This window comes from Nonomuraea sp. NPDC050153 (assembly GCF_044460125.1).
Classification (GTDB): domain Bacteria; phylum Actinomycetota; class Actinomycetes; order Streptosporangiales; family Streptosporangiaceae; genus Nonomuraea.
This window is the reverse complement of sequence record NZ_JBITJQ010000004.1, coordinates 596,172-612,625: the sequence shown is the minus strand read 5'-3', so window position 1 is coordinate 612,625 and position 16,454 is coordinate 596,172. Positions and strand designations below refer to the sequence as shown.

At 72.7% G+C, this 16,454-nt stretch carries 14 protein-coding genes; 9 read left to right on the top strand and 5 right to left on the bottom strand.

Going from position 1 to position 16,454, the window contains the following annotated elements:
• Positions 1-91: 91 nt before the first annotated feature.
• The 5 genes from ACIBQ1_RS14925 to rhaS all read left to right on the top strand — a co-directional run bounded on the left by ACIBQ1_RS14925 (position 92) and on the right by rhaS (position 5,962).
• Positions 92-1,030, top strand: a complete 939-nt coding sequence (locus ACIBQ1_RS14925) for an AraC family transcriptional regulator (RefSeq protein ID WP_397277657.1) — start codon at positions 92-94, stop codon at positions 1,028-1,030.
• Positions 1,031-1,182: 152 nt separating this feature from the next.
• Positions 1,183-2,679, top strand: coding sequence for a sugar ABC transporter ATP-binding protein (locus ACIBQ1_RS14920; RefSeq protein ID WP_397277655.1), 1,497 nt, complete (start codon positions 1,183-1,185; stop codon positions 2,677-2,679).
• Positions 2,680-2,743: 64 nt separating this feature from the next.
• Complete coding sequence (locus tag ACIBQ1_RS14915) at positions 2,744-3,907, top strand: ABC transporter permease (RefSeq protein ID WP_397277653.1); 1,164 nt, start codon at positions 2,744-2,746, stop codon at positions 3,905-3,907.
• Entirely contained in the window at positions 3,897-4,880 is a 984-nt protein-coding gene (locus tag ACIBQ1_RS14910) for an ABC transporter permease (RefSeq protein WP_397277652.1), read from the top strand. The genes ACIBQ1_RS14915 and ACIBQ1_RS14910 overlap by 11 nt, the downstream gene beginning before the upstream one ends.
• Positions 4,877-5,962 (top strand): rhamnose ABC transporter substrate-binding protein, encoded by a 1,086-nt coding sequence (gene rhaS, locus ACIBQ1_RS14905; RefSeq protein ID WP_397277650.1) that lies wholly within the window; start codon positions 4,877-4,879, stop codon positions 5,960-5,962. Before ACIBQ1_RS14910 ends, rhaS begins: the two co-directional genes overlap by 4 nt.
• 4 nt (positions 5,963-5,966) lie before the next feature.
• On the opposite strand, the gene ACIBQ1_RS14900 is transcribed toward rhaS, so the two are convergent.
• Together ACIBQ1_RS14900 and ACIBQ1_RS14895 are read right to left on the bottom strand one after the other, a co-directional pair.
• A complete protein-coding gene (locus ACIBQ1_RS14900; protein ID WP_397277648.1) occupies positions 5,967-6,635 on the bottom strand; it encodes a response regulator in 669 nt (222 codons plus the stop codon).
• Complete coding sequence (locus ACIBQ1_RS14895; protein ID WP_397277647.1) at positions 6,632-7,990, bottom strand: sensor histidine kinase; 1,359 nt, start codon at positions 7,988-7,990, stop codon at positions 6,632-6,634. Before ACIBQ1_RS14895 ends, ACIBQ1_RS14900 begins: the two co-directional genes overlap by 4 nt.
• Before the next feature lie 134 nt (positions 7,991-8,124).
• Here ACIBQ1_RS14895 and ACIBQ1_RS14890 point away from each other — a divergent pair, with 134 nt between their 5' ends.
• The 4 genes from ACIBQ1_RS14890 (at position 8,125) to ACIBQ1_RS14875 (ending at position 12,432) form a co-directional block, all read left to right on the top strand.
• Complete coding sequence (locus ACIBQ1_RS14890) at positions 8,125-9,042, top strand: ATP-binding cassette domain-containing protein (protein WP_397277645.1); 918 nt, start codon at positions 8,125-8,127, stop codon at positions 9,040-9,042.
• Positions 9,039-10,592, top strand: a complete 1,554-nt coding sequence (locus ACIBQ1_RS14885) for an ABC transporter permease subunit (RefSeq protein ID WP_397277643.1) — start codon at positions 9,039-9,041, stop codon at positions 10,590-10,592. The genes ACIBQ1_RS14890 and ACIBQ1_RS14885 overlap by 4 nt, the downstream gene beginning before the upstream one ends.
• The gene (locus ACIBQ1_RS14880; RefSeq protein ID WP_397277642.1) at positions 10,589-11,365 is read left to right on the top strand and encodes an ABC transporter permease; all 777 of its coding nucleotides are present in this window, start codon (positions 10,589-10,591) and stop codon (positions 11,363-11,365) included. Before ACIBQ1_RS14885 ends, ACIBQ1_RS14880 begins: the two co-directional genes overlap by 4 nt.
• Before the next feature lie 134 nt (positions 11,366-11,499).
• Entirely contained in the window at positions 11,500-12,432 is a 933-nt protein-coding gene (locus ACIBQ1_RS14875) for a L,D-transpeptidase family protein (protein WP_397277640.1), read from the top strand.
• On the opposite strand, the gene ACIBQ1_RS14870 is transcribed toward ACIBQ1_RS14875, so the two are convergent.
• The 3 genes from ACIBQ1_RS14870 to ACIBQ1_RS14860 all read right to left on the bottom strand — a co-directional run bounded on the left by ACIBQ1_RS14870 (position 12,429) and on the right by ACIBQ1_RS14860 (position 16,415).
• Entirely contained in the window at positions 12,429-13,853 is a 1,425-nt protein-coding gene (locus ACIBQ1_RS14870) for an FAD-binding oxidoreductase (RefSeq protein WP_397277638.1), read from the bottom strand. The two genes, ACIBQ1_RS14875 and ACIBQ1_RS14870, sit on opposite strands and share 4 nt — an antisense overlap.
• Positions 13,854-13,942: 89 nt before the next feature.
• Positions 13,943-15,583 carry an NADH-ubiquinone oxidoreductase-F iron-sulfur binding region domain-containing protein gene (locus tag ACIBQ1_RS14865; RefSeq protein ID WP_397277636.1) on the bottom strand — a complete coding sequence of 547 codons (1,641 nt, stop codon included), beginning with the start codon at positions 15,581-15,583 and terminating at the stop codon, positions 13,943-13,945.
• Positions 15,584-15,629: 46 nt separating this feature from the next.
• Positions 15,630-16,415 (bottom strand): hypothetical protein, encoded by a 786-nt coding sequence (locus ACIBQ1_RS14860; RefSeq protein ID WP_397277634.1) that lies wholly within the window; start codon positions 16,413-16,415, stop codon positions 15,630-15,632.
• Positions 16,416-16,454 lie beyond the last annotated feature (39 nt).

Here is a 16,454-nt window from a genome sequence, read left to right as displayed (position 1 = left end):
ATCGGTAAGCCGTATGCGGGAAAACCGCACGTACGGAATTGAAAGGGGGATGGGGAACCGGGCCTTCACGGCACCGCGCCCCTGACTACCAATGGACGTGCTCAGCGACGTGATCGCCCTCATGCGCACCGGCAGCCCCCGATCGGCCCGCGTCGAATGGCGCGCGCCCTGGGGCCAGCGTTTCCCGTCGGTTCCCGGCTCGGCCGGGTTCCAGGTCGTCCTGCGGGGGTCGAGCTGGTTGATCCCGCCGGACGGTGACCCGATCCCGCTGTCGGTGGGCGACGTGGTCTTCTTCCCCCGCGGCCACGGCTACGCCATGGCGGACTCGCCGTCCACCCCGGTGGCCGAGCCCGAATGCGACCCGCTGGACGACGGTCTCGGCCTGTTCGCCTCCGCCTCCATCGACGGGCCGACCGACGGGCCCGTGACGGTGCTGCTGTGCGGCGGCTACCGGCTCGATCAGGGCCGCGCCCACCCGGTCCTGATCGAACTGCCCGACATGATCCACCTCCCGGCCGGCCTCGGCCTCCAGACCGAGCTGCGTGCCGCGGTCGAAGCCCTGGGCGCGGAGATCCAGCGCCCGCGGCTGGGCGCCGACACGGTGGTGGCATCCCTCCTGGACCTGCTGCTGCTCTACATCCTGCGGGCCTGGTTCGAGGGGGAGCACGGTCAGTGCTCGGTCGGCGGGTGGGCGCAGGCGCTGGCGGACCCCGGCATCAGCGCCGTGCTGGACGCCGTCCACCGGGATCCCGCCCACCCGTGGACGGTCCAGGAGCTGGGCGCGCGGGCGGGGCTGTCGCGGTCGGCCTTCTCGCGCCGTTTCGGCGAGCTGATCGGCCGGCCGCCGCTGGCCTACATCACCTGGTGGCGCCTGGCCACGGCGACCCGCCTCATGCGGGAGTCCGCCGCGCCGCTGGCCGAGATCGCCTCGGCGGTCGGCTACACCTCGGAGTTCGCCTTCGCCAACGCCTTCAAGCGGGAGTACGGCGTGGCGCCGGGCAGATATCGGCGCGAGATCTGCCCGGCCTGATTTCTTGCCCCTGCGCAAATAGGTTAAAACGTAACAATTTTCGAACGACTTGGGGTGGTTGGGAATCTGATATTAGCCAGGCATTGACGCTTTGCCACTCGCTGATTTACCGTCCTCCCACCGCTTAAAACGATTTTGCCGGGAGTGCGGCAATGAGTGAGACTCCCGTTCTATCCCTTTCGCAGGTCAGCAAGGCGTTCGGTGCGGTGCGCGCCGTTCGCGAGGTCTCTCTTGCGCTCTTCCCCGGCGAGGTGCACGCGCTCGCGGGGGAGAACGGCGCGGGCAAGTCGACGATCGTGAAAATCCTGTCCGGCGTGCACCGGCCGGATTCGGGCCGGATCCTGCTGGACGGCGAGCCGGTGGAGTTCGGCGGGCCCGCGGACGCGCAGCGGGCCGGGGTCGCGGTCATCTACCAGGAGCCGACCCTCTTTCCCGATCTGTCGGTCATGGAGAACATCTTCATGGGCCGCCAGCCCCGCGGCCGCCTCGGCATCGACCGGCGGGCCATGCGCGCCGGCGCCGCCGAGCTGTTCGACCGGCTCGGCGTGCACCTCGATCCCGACCAGCCGGCCCGCGGCCTGTCGATCGCCGACCAGCAGCTCGTGGAGATCGCCAAGGCGCTGTCGCGGCAGGCGCGGGTGCTCGTCATGGACGAGCCGACCGCCGCCCTGTCGGGCACGGAGGTCGCCCGGCTGTTCGGCGTGGCCCGGACGCTGCGCTCGCAGGGCTGCGCGCTGCTGTTCATCTCGCACCGGCTGGAGGAGATCTTCGAGCTGTGCCGGCGGGTCACCACCCTGCGTGACGGCGCGTACGTCGCCGAGGACCTGATCGCCGACATCACCCCCGACGACCTGGTACGCCGCATGGTCGGCAGGGAGTTGGAGGCCCTGTTCCCCAAGCAGGAGACGGAGGCCGGCGAGGTCGCGCTGAAGGTGCGCCGGCTCACCCGCGAGGGCGTCTTCACCGACGTGTCCTTCGAGGTGCGGCGGGGCGAGATCGTCGCGCTGGCCGGGCTCGTCGGGGCCGGGCGCAGCGAGGTGGCCAGGGCCGTGTTCGGCATCGACCGGTGGGACGCGGGCAGCGTCGAGGTGGTCGGCCGGCGGCTGCGGCCCGCCAGTCCCACGGCGGCCATGGCGGCGGGGCTGGCTCTCGTGCCAGAGGACCGGCGGCAGCAGGGGCTCGTCATGGACCTGTCCATCGAGCGCAACATCGGGCTGGCCGGCCTGGCCGACGTTCGCCGGGGGCCGTTGATCTCCCGGATGGCCGAGCGGGAGCGGGCCAGGGACTGGGCGGTGCGGCTGCGGCTGAAGTTCGCGCGGCTGACGGACGCCGTGAACGTGCTGTCCGGCGGGAACCAGCAGAAGGTCGTGCTGGCCAAGTGGCTGGCGCGCCAACCGTCGGTGCTCATCGTGGACGAGCCCACCCGCGGGATCGACGTGGCCACCAAGGCCGAGGTGCACCGGCTGCTGTCGGAGCTGGCCGGGAGCGGGGTGGCGGTGTTGATGATCTCGTCCGAGCTGCCCGAGGTGCTCGGGATGGCCGACCGGGTGCTGGTCATGCACGAGGGGCGGCTGGCCGCGGAGATCCCGCGCGCGGACGCCACCGAGGAGAGCGTGATGGCCGCCGCCACCGGAAGGAGCCTCGCGTGACCGCGACCGCGACCGCGACCGCGACCGTGACCGCGACCGTGACCGCCGTCGGAAGGAGCCTCGCGTGACCGCCACCGCGACCAGGGCCGAGGCTGTGCGGCGCAACGGCGGGCGGCGGCTCGTGGACCGCGTCGCGCGGGTACGCGAGCTGGGCATCGTGGTGGCGCTGGGCGCCCTCTTCGGCGTCACCGGCGCCGTCAACCCGTCCTTCCTCACCTACGCCAGCTTCCGCGACATCCTGCTGAACTCCGCCATCGTCGCCATGCTCGCCGTCGGCCAGACGCTCGTGGTCATCACCAGGAACGTGGACCTGTCCGTCAGCTCCGTGGTGGGGCTGTCGGCGTTCGGGGGCGCGCTGATCCTGGCCGACCACCCGGCCGTGCCGATCCCGGTCGTGATCGTGGGATGCGTGGTGGTCGGCGCCCTGTGCGGGGCGGTCAACGGGCTGCTCGTCGGCGCGGCGAAGGTGCCCGCGCTGGTGGCCACCCTCGGCACCCTGTACGCCTTCCGCGGCATCGACTACGCCTGGGCCGGCGGACGCCAGGTGAACGCGGCCGACATGCCCGACAGCTTCCTGTCCCTGGGGACCCGCTCGGTGCTCGGAGTGCCGCTGCTCGCGCTGGTCGCCCTGGCCGTGCTGCTGGTGGTCGGGTGGATGCTGGGCAACCTGCGCGCCGGCCGGGAGCTGTACGCGATCGGCTCCAACCCCGAGGCGGCGGTGCTCGCCGGGATCCGGGTGCGGCGCAGGATTCTCGCGGCGTTCGTGGCCAACGGGGCGCTGGCGGGGCTGGCCGGGGTCATGTGGGCGGCCCGCTTCGGCACCGTGGACGCCACAGTGGCGACCGGCAAGGAGCTCGACGTGATCGCGGCCGTCGTGGTGGGCGGGGTGGCCATCTTCGGCGGCAGCGGCACGGTGTACGGCGCGGCGCTCGGTGCCCTGCTGCTGGCCGGCATCACCAGCGCGCTGGCCGTGCTCCGGGTGGACGCCCTCGCCCAGACCGCCATCAACGGCGCCCTGCTGCTGGCCGCCATCGTCCTCGACCGCGTGCTCGCCCTCCGCGTCGCCGCCGCCCTGCGCCGCCGGAGATTCCACGACCCCGCCGGCCCTCCCGACCCCGCCGACCGCGCCGGCCCCGACAACGCTCCCGATCACGCGGGCTCGGACGACCGTGCCGACCACGCTTACCGTGCAGACCCCGCTTCCGGGAGGACCGCCGATGGCAGCTGATCTCGCTCGGGTGGCCCGCCGGTGGGAGGGGCTCATCCTCGTCCTGCTCGTCGGCGTGATCGTGTGGGCCTCGCTCGGCGTGGACGGGTTCGCGAACGGGTCCAACGTCTCCTTCCTGCTCCTCGACACCACCGAGATCGCCCTCATGGCCCTGACCATGACGCTGGTCATCGTGGCGGCCGAGATCGACCTGTCGGTGGCCTCCACGCTGGGCCTGTCGTGCGCGGTGCTCGGCCGGCTGTGGAACGCGGGCCTGCCGATCGAGGCGATCATGCCCATCTGCCTGCTGGTGGGCGCCGCGTGCGGGGCGTTCAACGGGCTGCTGGTCACCCGGCTGGGCCTGCCCTCGCTGGCGGTCACCATCGGGACGTTCGCGCTGTTCCGCGGCCTGGCGTACGTCATGCTCGGCGACCAGGCGGTGGCCGACCTGCCGCCCGCGTACACGAGCCTGGCCACCGCGTCCGTCGGCCCGATCCCGCTGGCGTCCGTGCTGGTCGCGGTGCTGGCGGCGGTGGCGGCCACGGTGCTGCACGCGACCGGGCTGGGCCGGTCGATCGTCGCGCTCGGCTCGAACGTGGAGGCCGCCTTCTTCGCGGGCGTCCGGGTCAAGCGGATCAAGTTCTGGCTGTTCGTGGCCTCCGGGGTGATGGCGTCGCTGGCCTCCCTCGTCTACACGTTCCGCTACGCCAGCGCCAGGGCGGACAACGGCGTCGGGCTCGAACTGGCCGTGGTGGCCGCCGTGCTGCTCGGCGGAGTGTCGATCTTCGGCGGGCGCGGCACGCTGCCCGGAGTCCTCATGGCGGTGCTGCTGCTCGGCGTGGTACGCAACGCGCTCATCCTCGCCGACGTGGCCAACGAGGTCCTGAACTTCGTGACGGGCCTGCTGCTCGTCGCATCCGTGCTGGCGCCGAACCTGGGGGCGGTATGGCGGCGGCGCACATCACCACAAGTGGAAGGGAAGTCCGTTTCATGACAACGCGCACCCCTTGGCGCTCCACGGCGCTCCTTGCCGGACTCGTCCTGCTGACGGCCGCCTGCGGCGGCACCACCAAGAGCGACGTGGCGCAGCAGGCCTCCGCCTCCGCCACGGCCGCCGCGTCGTCGGCCCCCGCCGCCGATCCGAACGCCCCGCTCAAGCAGGGATTGAAGATCGCTTTCCTGCCCAAGCAGGTCAACAACCCGTACTTCACGATCGCCGACGGCGGCGGGATCGAGGCCGCCAAGGAGTTCGGCGGCGAGGGCAAGGAGGTCGGGCCGTCCGATGCCAGCGCGTCCTCGCAGGTGTCCTACATCAACACGCTGATGCAGCAGAAGCAGGACGCCATCGTCATCTCCGCGAACGACCCCAACGCCGTCGTGCCCGCGCTCAAGCAGGCGATGGCCGCCGGGGTCAAGGTCGTCAGCTACGACTCCGACACCGCCCCCGAGGGCCGCAACGTGTTCGTCAACCAGGCGAGCGCGGAGGACCTGGGCCGGACCGAGGTGCAGCTGCTGGCCGAGCAGATCGGGCACAAGGGCAAGATCGCCGTGCTCTCCGCCACCCCCAACGCGACGAACCAGAACACCTGGATCGACTTCATGAAGGACGAGCTCAAGAAGCCCGAGTACAAGGACATGGAGCTGGTCAAGGTCGCCTACGGCAACGACGACGACGACAAGTCGTTCGCCGAGACGCAGGGGCTGCTCCGCTCGTACCCGGACCTGGCGGGCATCATCTCGCCCACGACCGTGGGGATCGCCGCGGCGGCCCGCTACCTGTCGGACTCGCCGTCCAAGGGCAAGGTCAAGCTGACCGGGCTCGGCACCCCCAACCAGCTCAGGAAGTTCGTCAAGGACGGCACCATCGAGGCGTTCGAGCTGTGGAACCCGGCCGACCTCGGCTACCTGGCCTCGTACGCGGCGGCGGCGCTGGCGTCGGGGCAGATCACCGGGGCCGAGGGGGAGAAGTTCAAGGCGGGCAAGCTCGGCGAGTACACGATCGGGGCCAAGGGCGAGGTGCTGCTGGGCAAGCCGACCGTGTTCAACAAGGACAACATCGACAAGTTCGACTTCTGACCGCTCACGCCCGGCCGCGCGGCACGACCAGGCCCGTCTCGTACGCCATGACGACGGCCTGGGTCCTGTCGCGCAGGCCGAGCTTGTTCAGCACGCGGCTCACGTGCGTCTTGACCGTCTCCTCGGTGACCACCAGCCTGGCCGCGACCTCGGGGTTGGACAGGCCCTCGGCGACCAGCCGCAGGACCTGCGTCTCGCGCGGGGTCAGCGCGGAGAGCGCCTCCGCCTCCGGCCTCGGGCCGCCCATGCGGGCGAACTCGCTGATGAGGCGGCGGGTGACGGCCGGGGCCAGCAGCGCCTCGCCGGCGGCGATCACGCGTACGGCGTCGAAGAGGCGCTCGGCCGTGACGTCCTTGAGCAGGAAGCCGCTGGCCCCGGCGCGCAGGGCGTCGTAGACGTACTCGTCCAGGTCGAACGTGGTCAGGATGAGCACCCGCGGCCCGCCGTTGAGGCGCCTGGTGGCCTCGATGCCGTCCATGACCGGCATGCGCACGTCCATGAGCACCACGTCGGGGGACAGCTCGCGGCAGACCCGCACCGCCTCGGCCCCGTCGGCGGCGGTGCCCGCGACCTCGAAGTCCGGCTGGGTGTCGAGCAGCTCGGCGAACCCCGTCCGCACCACCGGATGGTCGTCGGCGATCACGATCCTGAGCTTGGCGGGCTCGCCGCTCATCCGCCCTCCTCGTCGCGTCCGGGCAGGCGGGCCTCGACGAGGAAGCCGCCGCCCTGGGCGGGGCCCGTGCGCAGCTCGCCGCCCACGGCCACGGCACGCTCGCGCATGCCGGACAGGCCATGCCCACCGCCGGGCCCACCGCCGGGCCCACCGCCGGGCCCACCGCTGGGGCCGCCCTCCGCCGGGCCGGGCCCGTTGTCGCGGACGAGCAGGCGCAGGTCGGAGCCGGTGTAGTCGAGCTCCACGTCCACGGCGGCCCCGGGTGCGTGGCGGCGCGCGTTGGTGAGCGCCTCCTGGATGATCCGGTACGCGGCCAGCTCCACGCCAGGATCGAGCTCCACCGGCGAGCCCCGCAGGACCAGCCGGGTGGTCGTGCCCGACGCCTCGCGCGACTCGTCGAGCAGCTCGTTGAGCTCGTGCAGGCGCAGCCCCGGCTGCGGCCGCCAGGTGGACTCGGCCTCGGCGTCCTCGCGCAGCACGCCGAGCAGCCGCCGCATCTCGGTCAGCGCCGCCCTGGCGGTGTCGCCGATCGCCAGCAGCCGCTCCGCGCCCGCCTCCGGCATGCCCGGGACGGCCAGCCGGGCGGTCTCCGCCTGGACGGCGACCATGGAGATGTGGTGGGCGACCACGTCGTGCAGCTCGCGGGCGATGCGGGCGCGCTCGCCGCGGGCGGTGTGCTCGACCAGGCTGTCGGCCATGACCTGCCGGGCGGCGGTGTCGGCACGGGACCTGCGGCGGGCCCGTACGGCGATCCCGGCCAGCGCCACCGCCGGGGCCAGGCAGGCCAGCAGCAGCGTGAGCCCCCGCACCTGCTCGCCCGGCCCGACCGCCAGCGCCACCAGCGGGTACGGGACCGCGACGAGCACGGCCACCGCCGGGACGCCGAGTCGGCCGAGGCGGTAGCCGGTGACCAGCTGCGCCACCGCGCCCGCCACCGTCAGCGTGTGGAAGGCCAGGACCGACAGCGCGCCCGCCCCGGTCGCCAGGAGCGCCGCCAGGCCCGGCTGGGCCCACAGGAGGGGGAGCGGCAGCGTGGTGGCCAGCGCGAGCAGGGGGAACACCATGAGGAGCAGCGGGGCCGCGGAGTCACCGGCCGGTGGCACCGCGGCGGGATGCGGGGCGGGATATGGGGCCGGGTCGCCCACCGGCGCGCTCACGGTCTCCGAGAGCGCGGGCGCGCTGCCGGCCTGCACGATCGACTCGACCACCGCGAGCACCGCCAGGACCACCCCGAGCACGACCGGCAGGTGCCGGGCCACGGCAGGGCCGTACGGCACGGCCGCCCCGATCCGGCGCACCCACGCGACCGGCACCGCGACGATACGGCCCCACCTCCGGTCCTGCACTCGTTCCACCAGGTCATTGTCCCGGGCACCGGCAATTGTGGCATCCCTCGTAAGAGTGACGAGGAGTAGCTGGCGCCAGTGACGCCGCGAATCGCTCCGGCGCGTGACGACTCCGGCCGGGGCCGCTGCCTAGTCTGCCTGCCGTGGAAGCAACCATCGAAGTCAGCGGCCTGCGCAAGCGGTTCGGCCGGACCCGGGCGCTGGACGGGATGACGTTCACCGTGCTGCCCGGCCAGGTCACCGGGTTCGTCGGGCCGAACGGCGCGGGCAAGTCCACCACCATGCGCGTGGTGCTCGGCCTGGACACGGCCGACGAGGGCCACGCCCTGGTCGGCGGGCGCCCGTACGCGAGCCTGCGCAGCCCGCTGAGCCACGTCGGCGCGTTACTGGACGCGGGCGCGCTGCAGCCGGGCCGTACCGCGCGCAACCACCTCCTGTGGCTGGCCCACTCCCAGGGGCTGGGCGCCAGGCGGGTGGACGAGGTGATCGAGCAGGTCGGGCTGACGCCGGCGGCCCGGCGCAGGGCGGGCGGCTTCTCGCTGGGCATGCGCCAGCGCCTCGGCATCGCCGCCGCGCTGCTCGGCGACCCGCCGGTGCTCATGCTGGACGAGCCGTTCAACGGCCTCGACCCCGAGGGCATCGTGTGGATCCGCGGCTTCCTGCGGTCGCTGGCCGCGGAGGGGCGCGCCGTACTGGTGTCCAGCCACCTGATGAGCGAGCTGCAGGACACCGCCGGCCATCTCGTGGCGGTGGGCAGAGGCCAGGTCGTCGCGGACACCAGCGTGGCCGACCTGATCACGGCCGCCTCACGGGACCGGGTCACGTTGCGTACCGCGGCCCGGCCCGAGGCGATGTCGGTGCTGGCCGCGGCAGGGGGCACCGTGACCGTCACCGACCGCGAGACGCTGGTCGTCTCCGGGCTGGCGGCCGAGCACATCGTGCGGCTGCTCGCCGCGCGGGGGGTGCCGTTCTCGGAGGTGGCGGCCCACCGGGCGTCGCTGGAGGAGGCGTACCTGGACCTGACCAGGGACGCGGTCGAGTTCAGGGGAGCGGCGCGATGACGACGGTGACCCCCTACCGCTCGGGCCGGCGGGCCGGGCGCGACGGCTTCGCGCAACTGCTGCGGGCCGAGTGGACCAAGCTGCGCACCGTACGCGGCTGGATGGCGGGCCTGACGCTGGCGGTGCTGCTCATCGTCATGCTCGGGGTGCTCTTCGCGACCGGCAGCCGCTCCTCCTGCATGAACGGGCCCATCGAGGTGCCCTGTCCCGCACCGCCGACCGGGCCCGGCGGCGAGGCGGTTCAGGACCGGTTCTACTTCGTCCACCAGCAGCTCGACGGCGACGGCAGCATCACCGTACGCGTGAACTCCATGACCGGGCAGCTCCGCAAGCCCGACGTCACCCCCGGCGTCCGGAACGTCGTCCCCGGCGTCACGCCGTGGGCCAAGGCGGGGGTCATGATCAAGCAGAGCGTCCGGCAGGGAGCCGCGTACGCGGCGATGATGGTCACCGGCAGCCACGGGGTGCGGATGCAGCACGACTTCACCGAGGACGTGGCGGGACGGCCCGGCGGGGCCCCGCGATGGCTGCGGCTGACCCGCACCGGCGAGACGATCGTCGGCGAGGAGTCGGCCGACGGCACGCGGTGGACCAGGGTGGGCACCGCCCTGCTGGCCACCGGGAAGGTCCGCATCGGGCTGTTCGCGGCCTCTCCCGGCGACCTGACCGTGACCCGGGACGTGGTCGGCGGGTCCACGACGGCCTCCCGCTTCGCCGAGGTCACCGCCGACATGGACCAGGTCAGCGTGCGGGGCGTGACCGCCGGGGGCACGTGGGCCCGCGACGACATCGGCGTCGCGCTGGAGGCCGACGGCACCCCGCACCATCCGGGCGGGCTCGTGCGGTCCGGCGACACGTTCAGGGTCACCGGAGTGGGCGACATCGCGCCGGACGTCGAGCGCATGCCCGCCGAGCGCGTCCTGACCGGGGTCCTGGTGGGCCTGGTCGCCGTCATCGTGGTCGCCGTGGCGTTCGTCACCTCCGAATACCGGCGCGGGCTCATCCGCACCACCCTGCTCGCCAGCCCGCGGCGGAGCCGGGCGCTGGCGGCCAAGGCCGTCGTGATCTTCGCGGCCGCCTTCGCCTTCGGGCTGGTCGCCGCCGGCGTCACGGTGCCGGTCGGCCGGGCTCTCCTGGCGGGCAACGGCAACGTCCTGGCGCCCTTGGCGCCGCTCACCGCCGTGCGGATGATCGCCGGGACCGCCGGGCTGCTCGCCGTGGCCGCCGTCCTCGCGCTCGCCCTCGGGTCGCTGTTCCGGCGCAGCGCGGTGGCCGTCATCGCCGCCATCGTGGTGATCGTCGTCCCGTACGTGCTGGCGACCACGTCCCTGCTGCCCGACGAGGCGGCGCGGTGGCTGCTGCGGCTCACTCCGGCGGCGGGTTTCGCGATCCAGCAGAGCATGACCGCGTACGAGCAGGTGACCGCCCGCTTCGCACCGGCGGACGGCTTCTTCCCGCTGGCGCCCTGGGCGGGGTTCGCGGTCCTGTGCGCCTACGCCGCTCTCGCCCTCGCCCTGGCCGCCCACCGGCTGCGCAGGAGGGACGTATGAGACGGGAGACCCACGCCGAGTGGACCAAGCTGCGGACCCTGGCGGGGCCCGGATGGCTGCTGGCCGGGATCGTCGTGCTGACCGTGGCCGCGAGCGCGGTCGGGGCGGCCGCGGTGCCCTGCGCGGCCGCCGGGTGCGGGCAGGACGCGGCCAAGATCAGCCTCGTCGGGGTCCAGCTGGGCCAGGCGCTGGTCGCCCTGCTGGCCGTGGTGGCGGTCTGCGGCGAGTACAGCACCGGCATGATCCGCACCAGCCTCACCGCGATGCCGCGCCGGGCCACCGCCCTGGCCGCCAAGGCGGTGGTGGTCGGCGGGCTCACGCTGGGCGCGGGGATCCTCGCCGTCCTCGGGTCCGTGCTGGCCGGGCGGCTCCTGCTGCCGGGCAGCGGCTTCACGGCCGCGCACGGCTACCCGCCGCTGTCCCTGGCAGACGGGCCGACCTTGCGCGCCGCCGTGGGCTCCGTCCTGTATCTGGTGCTGATCGCGCTGCTCAGCCTCGGTCTGGCCACCGCCGTACGCGACTCCGCCGCGGCGGCCGGGGCCGTGCTCGGGCTCCTGTACGTCTTCCCGGTCGCGATCCTCATGGTCGCGGACCCCGACGTGCGGCGGCTCCTGTGGTCGGTGTCCCCGACGAACGCCGGGCTGGCCGTCCAGACGACCGTGGATCTCGCCTCCCTGCCCATCGGTCCGTGGGAGGGACTCGGCGTCCTCGCCGCCTGGTCCGCCGCCTCCCTCCTGGGCGGCGGCCTGCTCCTCCGGAACCGCGACGCGTGACGGATGGCGAATAAAGCAGAAATGCCGGTATTTTGTCGGTATTGATATTCCGCTGGACTTTGCTTGACAAAACCTCCCGTTGGACGTGAATTATCGGCGATCTGGGTACGCGTCGATTTATGAGGATAAGGGGAATGGCGGCGCTGGCCGCGGGATGTTTTCTGCCGCTCTTGGCCGCGGTGCCCGCCCTGGCGGACGAGCCCTCGCAGCCGGACAGACCGGCACAGGGGAACACGGGCCTCGAGACCGACCCGGGCGACCCGGGCGACCCGGAGGTCAAGACGGTCCCGGCGGTGATAGCCGTCCCGGCGGTGATAACCGTGCCAGTGGCGAAGCCGGTGCCGCCGGCGAAGCCAGGGCCGGTCGCGAAGCCGGTGCCGGCGGCGAAGCCCGTGCCGGCCGTGAAGACGGTGCCGGCGGTCAAGGGCGTCAAAGGCGTCAAGGGAGCCCATCCCGGGAAGATCGTCCCGCTGCGGCCGGGTGACCGGAGCGAGGCGGTCCGGCAGCTCCAGCGCCGCCTGCACGACGGCGGCTTCTACTTCGGCCAGTCGCACGGGATCTACGACGACCAGACGAGGTACGCGGTCTGGGGGTTCCAGAAGAGCAGGGGGATGACGCCGAGGAGCGAAGTGGGGCAGAAGACGTTGGCGGCGCTCAACCAGAGCAAGGGCCTGCGCCCGCTGGTGCCGCAGGGCGGCGCGGACCGGGTGGAGATCAGCCTGTCGCACCAGTTGCTCACCGTCTACCGCGACAACCGCCCGGCGCTGGTCACCCACATCTCCACCGGCGCCGAGGTGCGGTATTGCGAGAAGGGCCACTGCGGCAACGCGGTCACGCCGGTGGGCGACTTCCACGTGGAGAGGAAGGCGCCCGGCTGGACGCAGAGCCGGCTGGGCTCGATGTTCAACTCGTCCTACTTCGTCGGCGGCATCGCCATGCACGGCTCGACGGAGGTGCCCCTCAGGCCCGCCTCGCACGGCTGCGTGCGCGTGCCGCTGTCGACGTCCGTGCGCCTGTACAACATGGTGAAGGTGGGGGAGCCGGTGTACGTACGCGGGCAGATCTAGATGCCCTGGGGCAGCCGGAACAGCCGGCCGGGGTCGTACGTGGACTTCACCTCGGCCAGCCGGCCGGCATTAGGTCCGTAGTACGCACTCCGCCAATTACGCAAATCGGGGTCTATGTAATTAACGTAAGCATGATCCCCGAAAAATGGGGACATGTCGGAATGTAGCCCGCGCAGCCATCGCCGATCCGTCCCCTCCGCGTAATACTGCACGCTGTAAAGCGCCGCCCGATGCGGGAACGCCGTGTCCGCGGGAGCCACCCGGCCGATGGCCCCGCCCATGGCGTCCAGCAGCACCGAGTGCCGCCCGCCGCGGGCCACCCCGGCCACCAGCGCCCGCACGCCGTTCGCCGGGAGCTTCGAGTACGCCAGGTGCGACTTGGCCGCGAACGCCTCCCGGGGCGTCTGCCGGCACTCGGCGGTCGACCTGGCCCCGCAGCCGCCCATGATCTTCATGCCGTCCAGATAGGGGACCGTCCGCGCCGAGCGGGAGGAGGGCCGGCCGACCTTGGCGACGAGCGGGGCCAGCAGCCGGTCGAGCGCGGGCCTGCCGCCGACGTACGTGCCGACGACCGCCACGTCCAGGCCGCCGCCGCCCGAGCGCCCCAGCTGCAGCGAGGACCACAGCTCGTCCGGCGCCGACGGCCCCCACGACTGCCACGCCTTGACCGCGGCCCCCGCCTTGGCCCAGGGCCAGTGCAGGAAGAAGACGGTGATGTCGCGCGCCGTGAACGTCCTGAACGTGAAGGACACCGCCACGCCGAAGTTCCCGCCGCCACCGCCCCGGCAGGCCCAGTAGAGGCCCGCGTTGCGGGCGGTGTCGCAGTCGAGGGTCCGGCCGTCGGCCGTGACGACGCGTACCGACTGGAGGGTGTCGCACGTGAGCCCGTACTTCCTCGACACCACGCCGATGCCCCCGCCCAACGTGAGGCCGCCGATCCCGACCGTGGGGCAGGAGCCCGCGGGGATGCTCACGCCGTGGCGGGCGAGCCGGTCGTACACGTCGATCAGCTTGGCGCCCGCGCCGATCGTGGCCCGGCCGCCCGCATATGCGACCGAGCTCATCCTGGACACGTCGATCACCAGCCCGGTGCCCGTGGACCAGCCCGCGTAGGAGTGGCCTCCCGAGCGGGTGGTGACGGGCACGCCGCTGGTGCGCGCGAACGTCAGGCACGCCGACACGTCGGCCGCGCTCGCGCAGTAAGCGACCCCGCCCGGCCGGATCCGGTCGTAGGCGGGGTTGTAGAGGCGGCGCGCGCTGTCGTATCCGGCGTCACCCGGCAGCACGAGCGTGCCCGCCAGCTGTCTCCGCAGCCTCGCCCAGTTGGGCGGGGGCGCGGAGAGGCCGGACGTGCCAGTAGGCCGCGCGGTGGCGGCCATTGGGGCGAGCGCGGCGACGTGCAGAAAGTCCCGGCGGTCCATGGACGCCTCCGTGGTGATCGGGGTTGAGCCGCTCGGTGAGACGTCGGGATGACCCGCCAGGTTTGGTCACATCTCCATCACTTCGGGGTTCACCCGGCGCTACCTCCGAACGCGCTCCTGGGAGTGGCGGACCCGATCCGGGTGAGGCGCGGTGTGCTCTTCTCGGGCTGCTTGAGGTTTCCGTCCTTGACGAGCCGCAGCGGCGACGCGGCCGGCTTCGGAGCCGGACCACCGTGGCCGTCTCCCGTGGTCTGGACCATCCGCAGGGCCAGCGCGGGGCACATCTCGACCGTGCGGCGCGCCTCCTTGGCCATCCAGCCCGGGACGGTCCTGAAGGAGGGGAACCCGTAGTCGTCCAGCTCCACGAACTCCGGCAGCAGGTGGGCGCAGAGCCCGTGTCCCGCGCAGCGGGACCAGTCGACCTCCAGCCGGTATTCGACGTAGTCGTTCTCGGGCTCGGGCATCGGCAGCACGCCGCGCACCGGCCGGCCGCACGAGCCGTGCTCCAGGTGGAGCGCGATCTCGGTCTCGAACGCGTCCAGCGCCGACAGCACGAACTTGGCCGTGCCGTCCGGGTGGAAGCACGCCCCCCGGCGCTCGACGCCGCGCACGCAGCGCCGTACGGCGTCCACGGAGCCGTTCCCCTCGACCAGCGAGTTCATGGCCCAGGCCAGGTCCGGCAGGCCGAGCCGGCAGGGGCCGCACTGGCCGGCCGACTCGCCCGCCAGGTAGGAGGTGACCCTGGCGGCCTCGCCCAGCGAGCACGTCGACTCGCCGAGCGGGACGATGATCCCGGCCCCCAGGGTCGCGCCGGCCACCTTCATGCCCTCGCGCGAGATCACGGCCGTCTGGGCCACCTCGGCCGACAGCCAGGCGCCGTGGTAGCCCCCGATGAGCACCCCGTCGCCGATCTCGGCCTCGGTGAGCGCGAGCACGTCCGCCAGGTAGGTGCCAGTCGGCGCCTCGATGACCGCGCCGTTGGCCGCGCCGCCGCTGACGGTGAGCAGGATGGTGCCGGGCTCCTTGGCGGTGCCGACCTCGGCGTACCTCTCCGGGCCGAGCTCGGCCAGCAGCGCCAGCTGAGCGTACGTCTCCGTGTTGGACAGCAGGGTCGGCAGCCCGTCCACGCCGCTGATCGCGGCCCGCCTCTTGCGGCCGGGCGGGATGCCCTTCTCGCCGTTGACGGCGTTGACCAGCGCGCCGCCCTCCCCGGAGATGAACCTCTCCTTGATCCCGACCACCCGGATCGGGATGCGGCTCTCCGCGCCGCCGGAGACGTTCGCGGCCCGGCGCTCGTCCACGGCGGCGCTGACGGACGCCTCGGCGACCTCGCCGCCGGCCGTGGCGAGCACCACCTCGCGGGCGCCCAGCGCCTCGGCCGCCAGCACCGCCCCGTCCAGCACCAGGTGCGGGTTGCGGGTCAGCAGCATGGCGTCCTTGGAGCTGGCGGGCTCGCCCTCGGCGCCGTTGATGAGGACGACGCACTCGCCGCCCGAGCCCACCGCGTCGGCGACGGCCCGCAGCTTGCGCGCGAACGGGAACGCCGCGCCGCCACGGCCGCGCATGTCCACCTCGTTGGCCATCGAGATGAGGCCTTCGAGATCGCGCGGCTTGGGAGAGCCATGGAGGGTGCGGTGGGCGGGCAGGTCCACTCGGCGGGTCTGGTCCAGCCCGGCGGTCAGCCGGGCCGGACCCATCCGTAAGACCCGCGGCACTCGGGCCGGAATCACGGTCGCTCCTGTCGGGTTGCGGGGATCATCCAGATAGCGGGCGGTCTCATCCCGCCTCCCGGTACCTGCGCCGCTCGGCGAGGCTCACTGGTGCGTTCCTTCTCTGGGCCTGAGCCTGAGCCGGAGCTTGGGCCTGAGCCGGGCCCGTGGCGGCGGCCCCGGTTGCGACCTTCTGCGGCTGCATCCGCTCGTCGGGCACACCCATGGCGGCGGGGGAGGTCACCGCCGGCCCCTGGATCTTCTCGAGTGTGACCGGCGGGCGGAAGACCGAGGCCAGCACGCGGATGACCAGCGCTCCGCCGACCGCCGCGATGCTGGCCACGTAGGACCAGGCCACCCAGCCGGCGGGAGGGCGGCCGGCCGTCAGTCCGTGCATGATGGCGACGGGCCAGCCGATGTACGCGGCGGAGTGCATCACCCGCCACATCCACGGCCTGGCCTTCGCCGCCCAGCGCCTCCTGAGTACTCCCGTGACCACAGCCAGGATCATCAGGTCGAAGGCCAGGATGCCGAGGCCCTTGTTGATGCCCGCGATCGGGACGACCGCCGCGCCTGGCGGCACGTGCCCCAGACTGATCATGAGGGAGATGTGCGTGATCAGGAAGATCATCCCGAGAAGGCCGAAGGCCTTGTGGGCGAGCTGCGACCTGACCCGGTTGACCGGCGACAGGAAGACCCGCTCGGTGGTGATGATGCCGAGCGCGACGGTCGCGGTGAACGTCACCAGGGCCATCACGCCCACGTAGAACTCGAGGAAGGCCACCACCCGGCCCAGTATCGCGATGCCACGGTCTGTCCTGGTCAGCGCGAACGCCGACAGAACGACTGCCATGACCATGGCGCTGGCTCCCAGCCGGACACCTCTCGTGTC

Bases quoted from the DNA above. Each gene is read 5' to 3' on its own strand.
- ACIBQ1_RS14910 (WP_397277652.1), top strand. From the start codon at position 3,897: ATGGCAGCTGATCTCGCTCGGGTGGCCCGCCGGTGGGAGGGGCTCATC.
- ACIBQ1_RS14900 (WP_397277648.1), bottom strand. From the start codon at position 6,635: ATGAGCGGCGAGCCCGCCAAGCTCAGGATCGTGATCGCCGACGACCAT.
- rhaS (WP_397277650.1), top strand. From the start codon at position 4,877: ATGACAACGCGCACCCCTTGGCGCTCCACGGCGCTCCTTGCCGGACTC.
- ACIBQ1_RS14885 (WP_397277643.1), top strand. From the start codon at position 9,039: ATGACGACGGTGACCCCCTACCGCTCGGGCCGGCGGGCCGGGCGCGAC.
- ACIBQ1_RS14925 (WP_397277657.1), top strand. From the start codon at position 92: ATGGACGTGCTCAGCGACGTGATCGCCCTCATGCGCACCGGCAGCCCC.
- ACIBQ1_RS14880 (WP_397277642.1), top strand. From the start codon at position 10,589: ATGAGACGGGAGACCCACGCCGAGTGGACCAAGCTGCGGACCCTGGCG.
- ACIBQ1_RS14875 (WP_397277640.1), top strand. From the start codon at position 11,500: ATGGCGGCGCTGGCCGCGGGATGTTTTCTGCCGCTCTTGGCCGCGGTG.
- ACIBQ1_RS14860 (WP_397277634.1), bottom strand. From the start codon at position 16,415: ATGGCAGTCGTTCTGTCGGCGTTCGCGCTGACCAGGACAGACCGTGGC.
- ACIBQ1_RS14920 (WP_397277655.1), top strand. From the start codon at position 1,183: ATGAGTGAGACTCCCGTTCTATCCCTTTCGCAGGTCAGCAAGGCGTTC.
- ACIBQ1_RS14870 (WP_397277638.1), bottom strand. From the start codon at position 13,853: ATGGACCGCCGGGACTTTCTGCACGTCGCCGCGCTCGCCCCAATGGCC.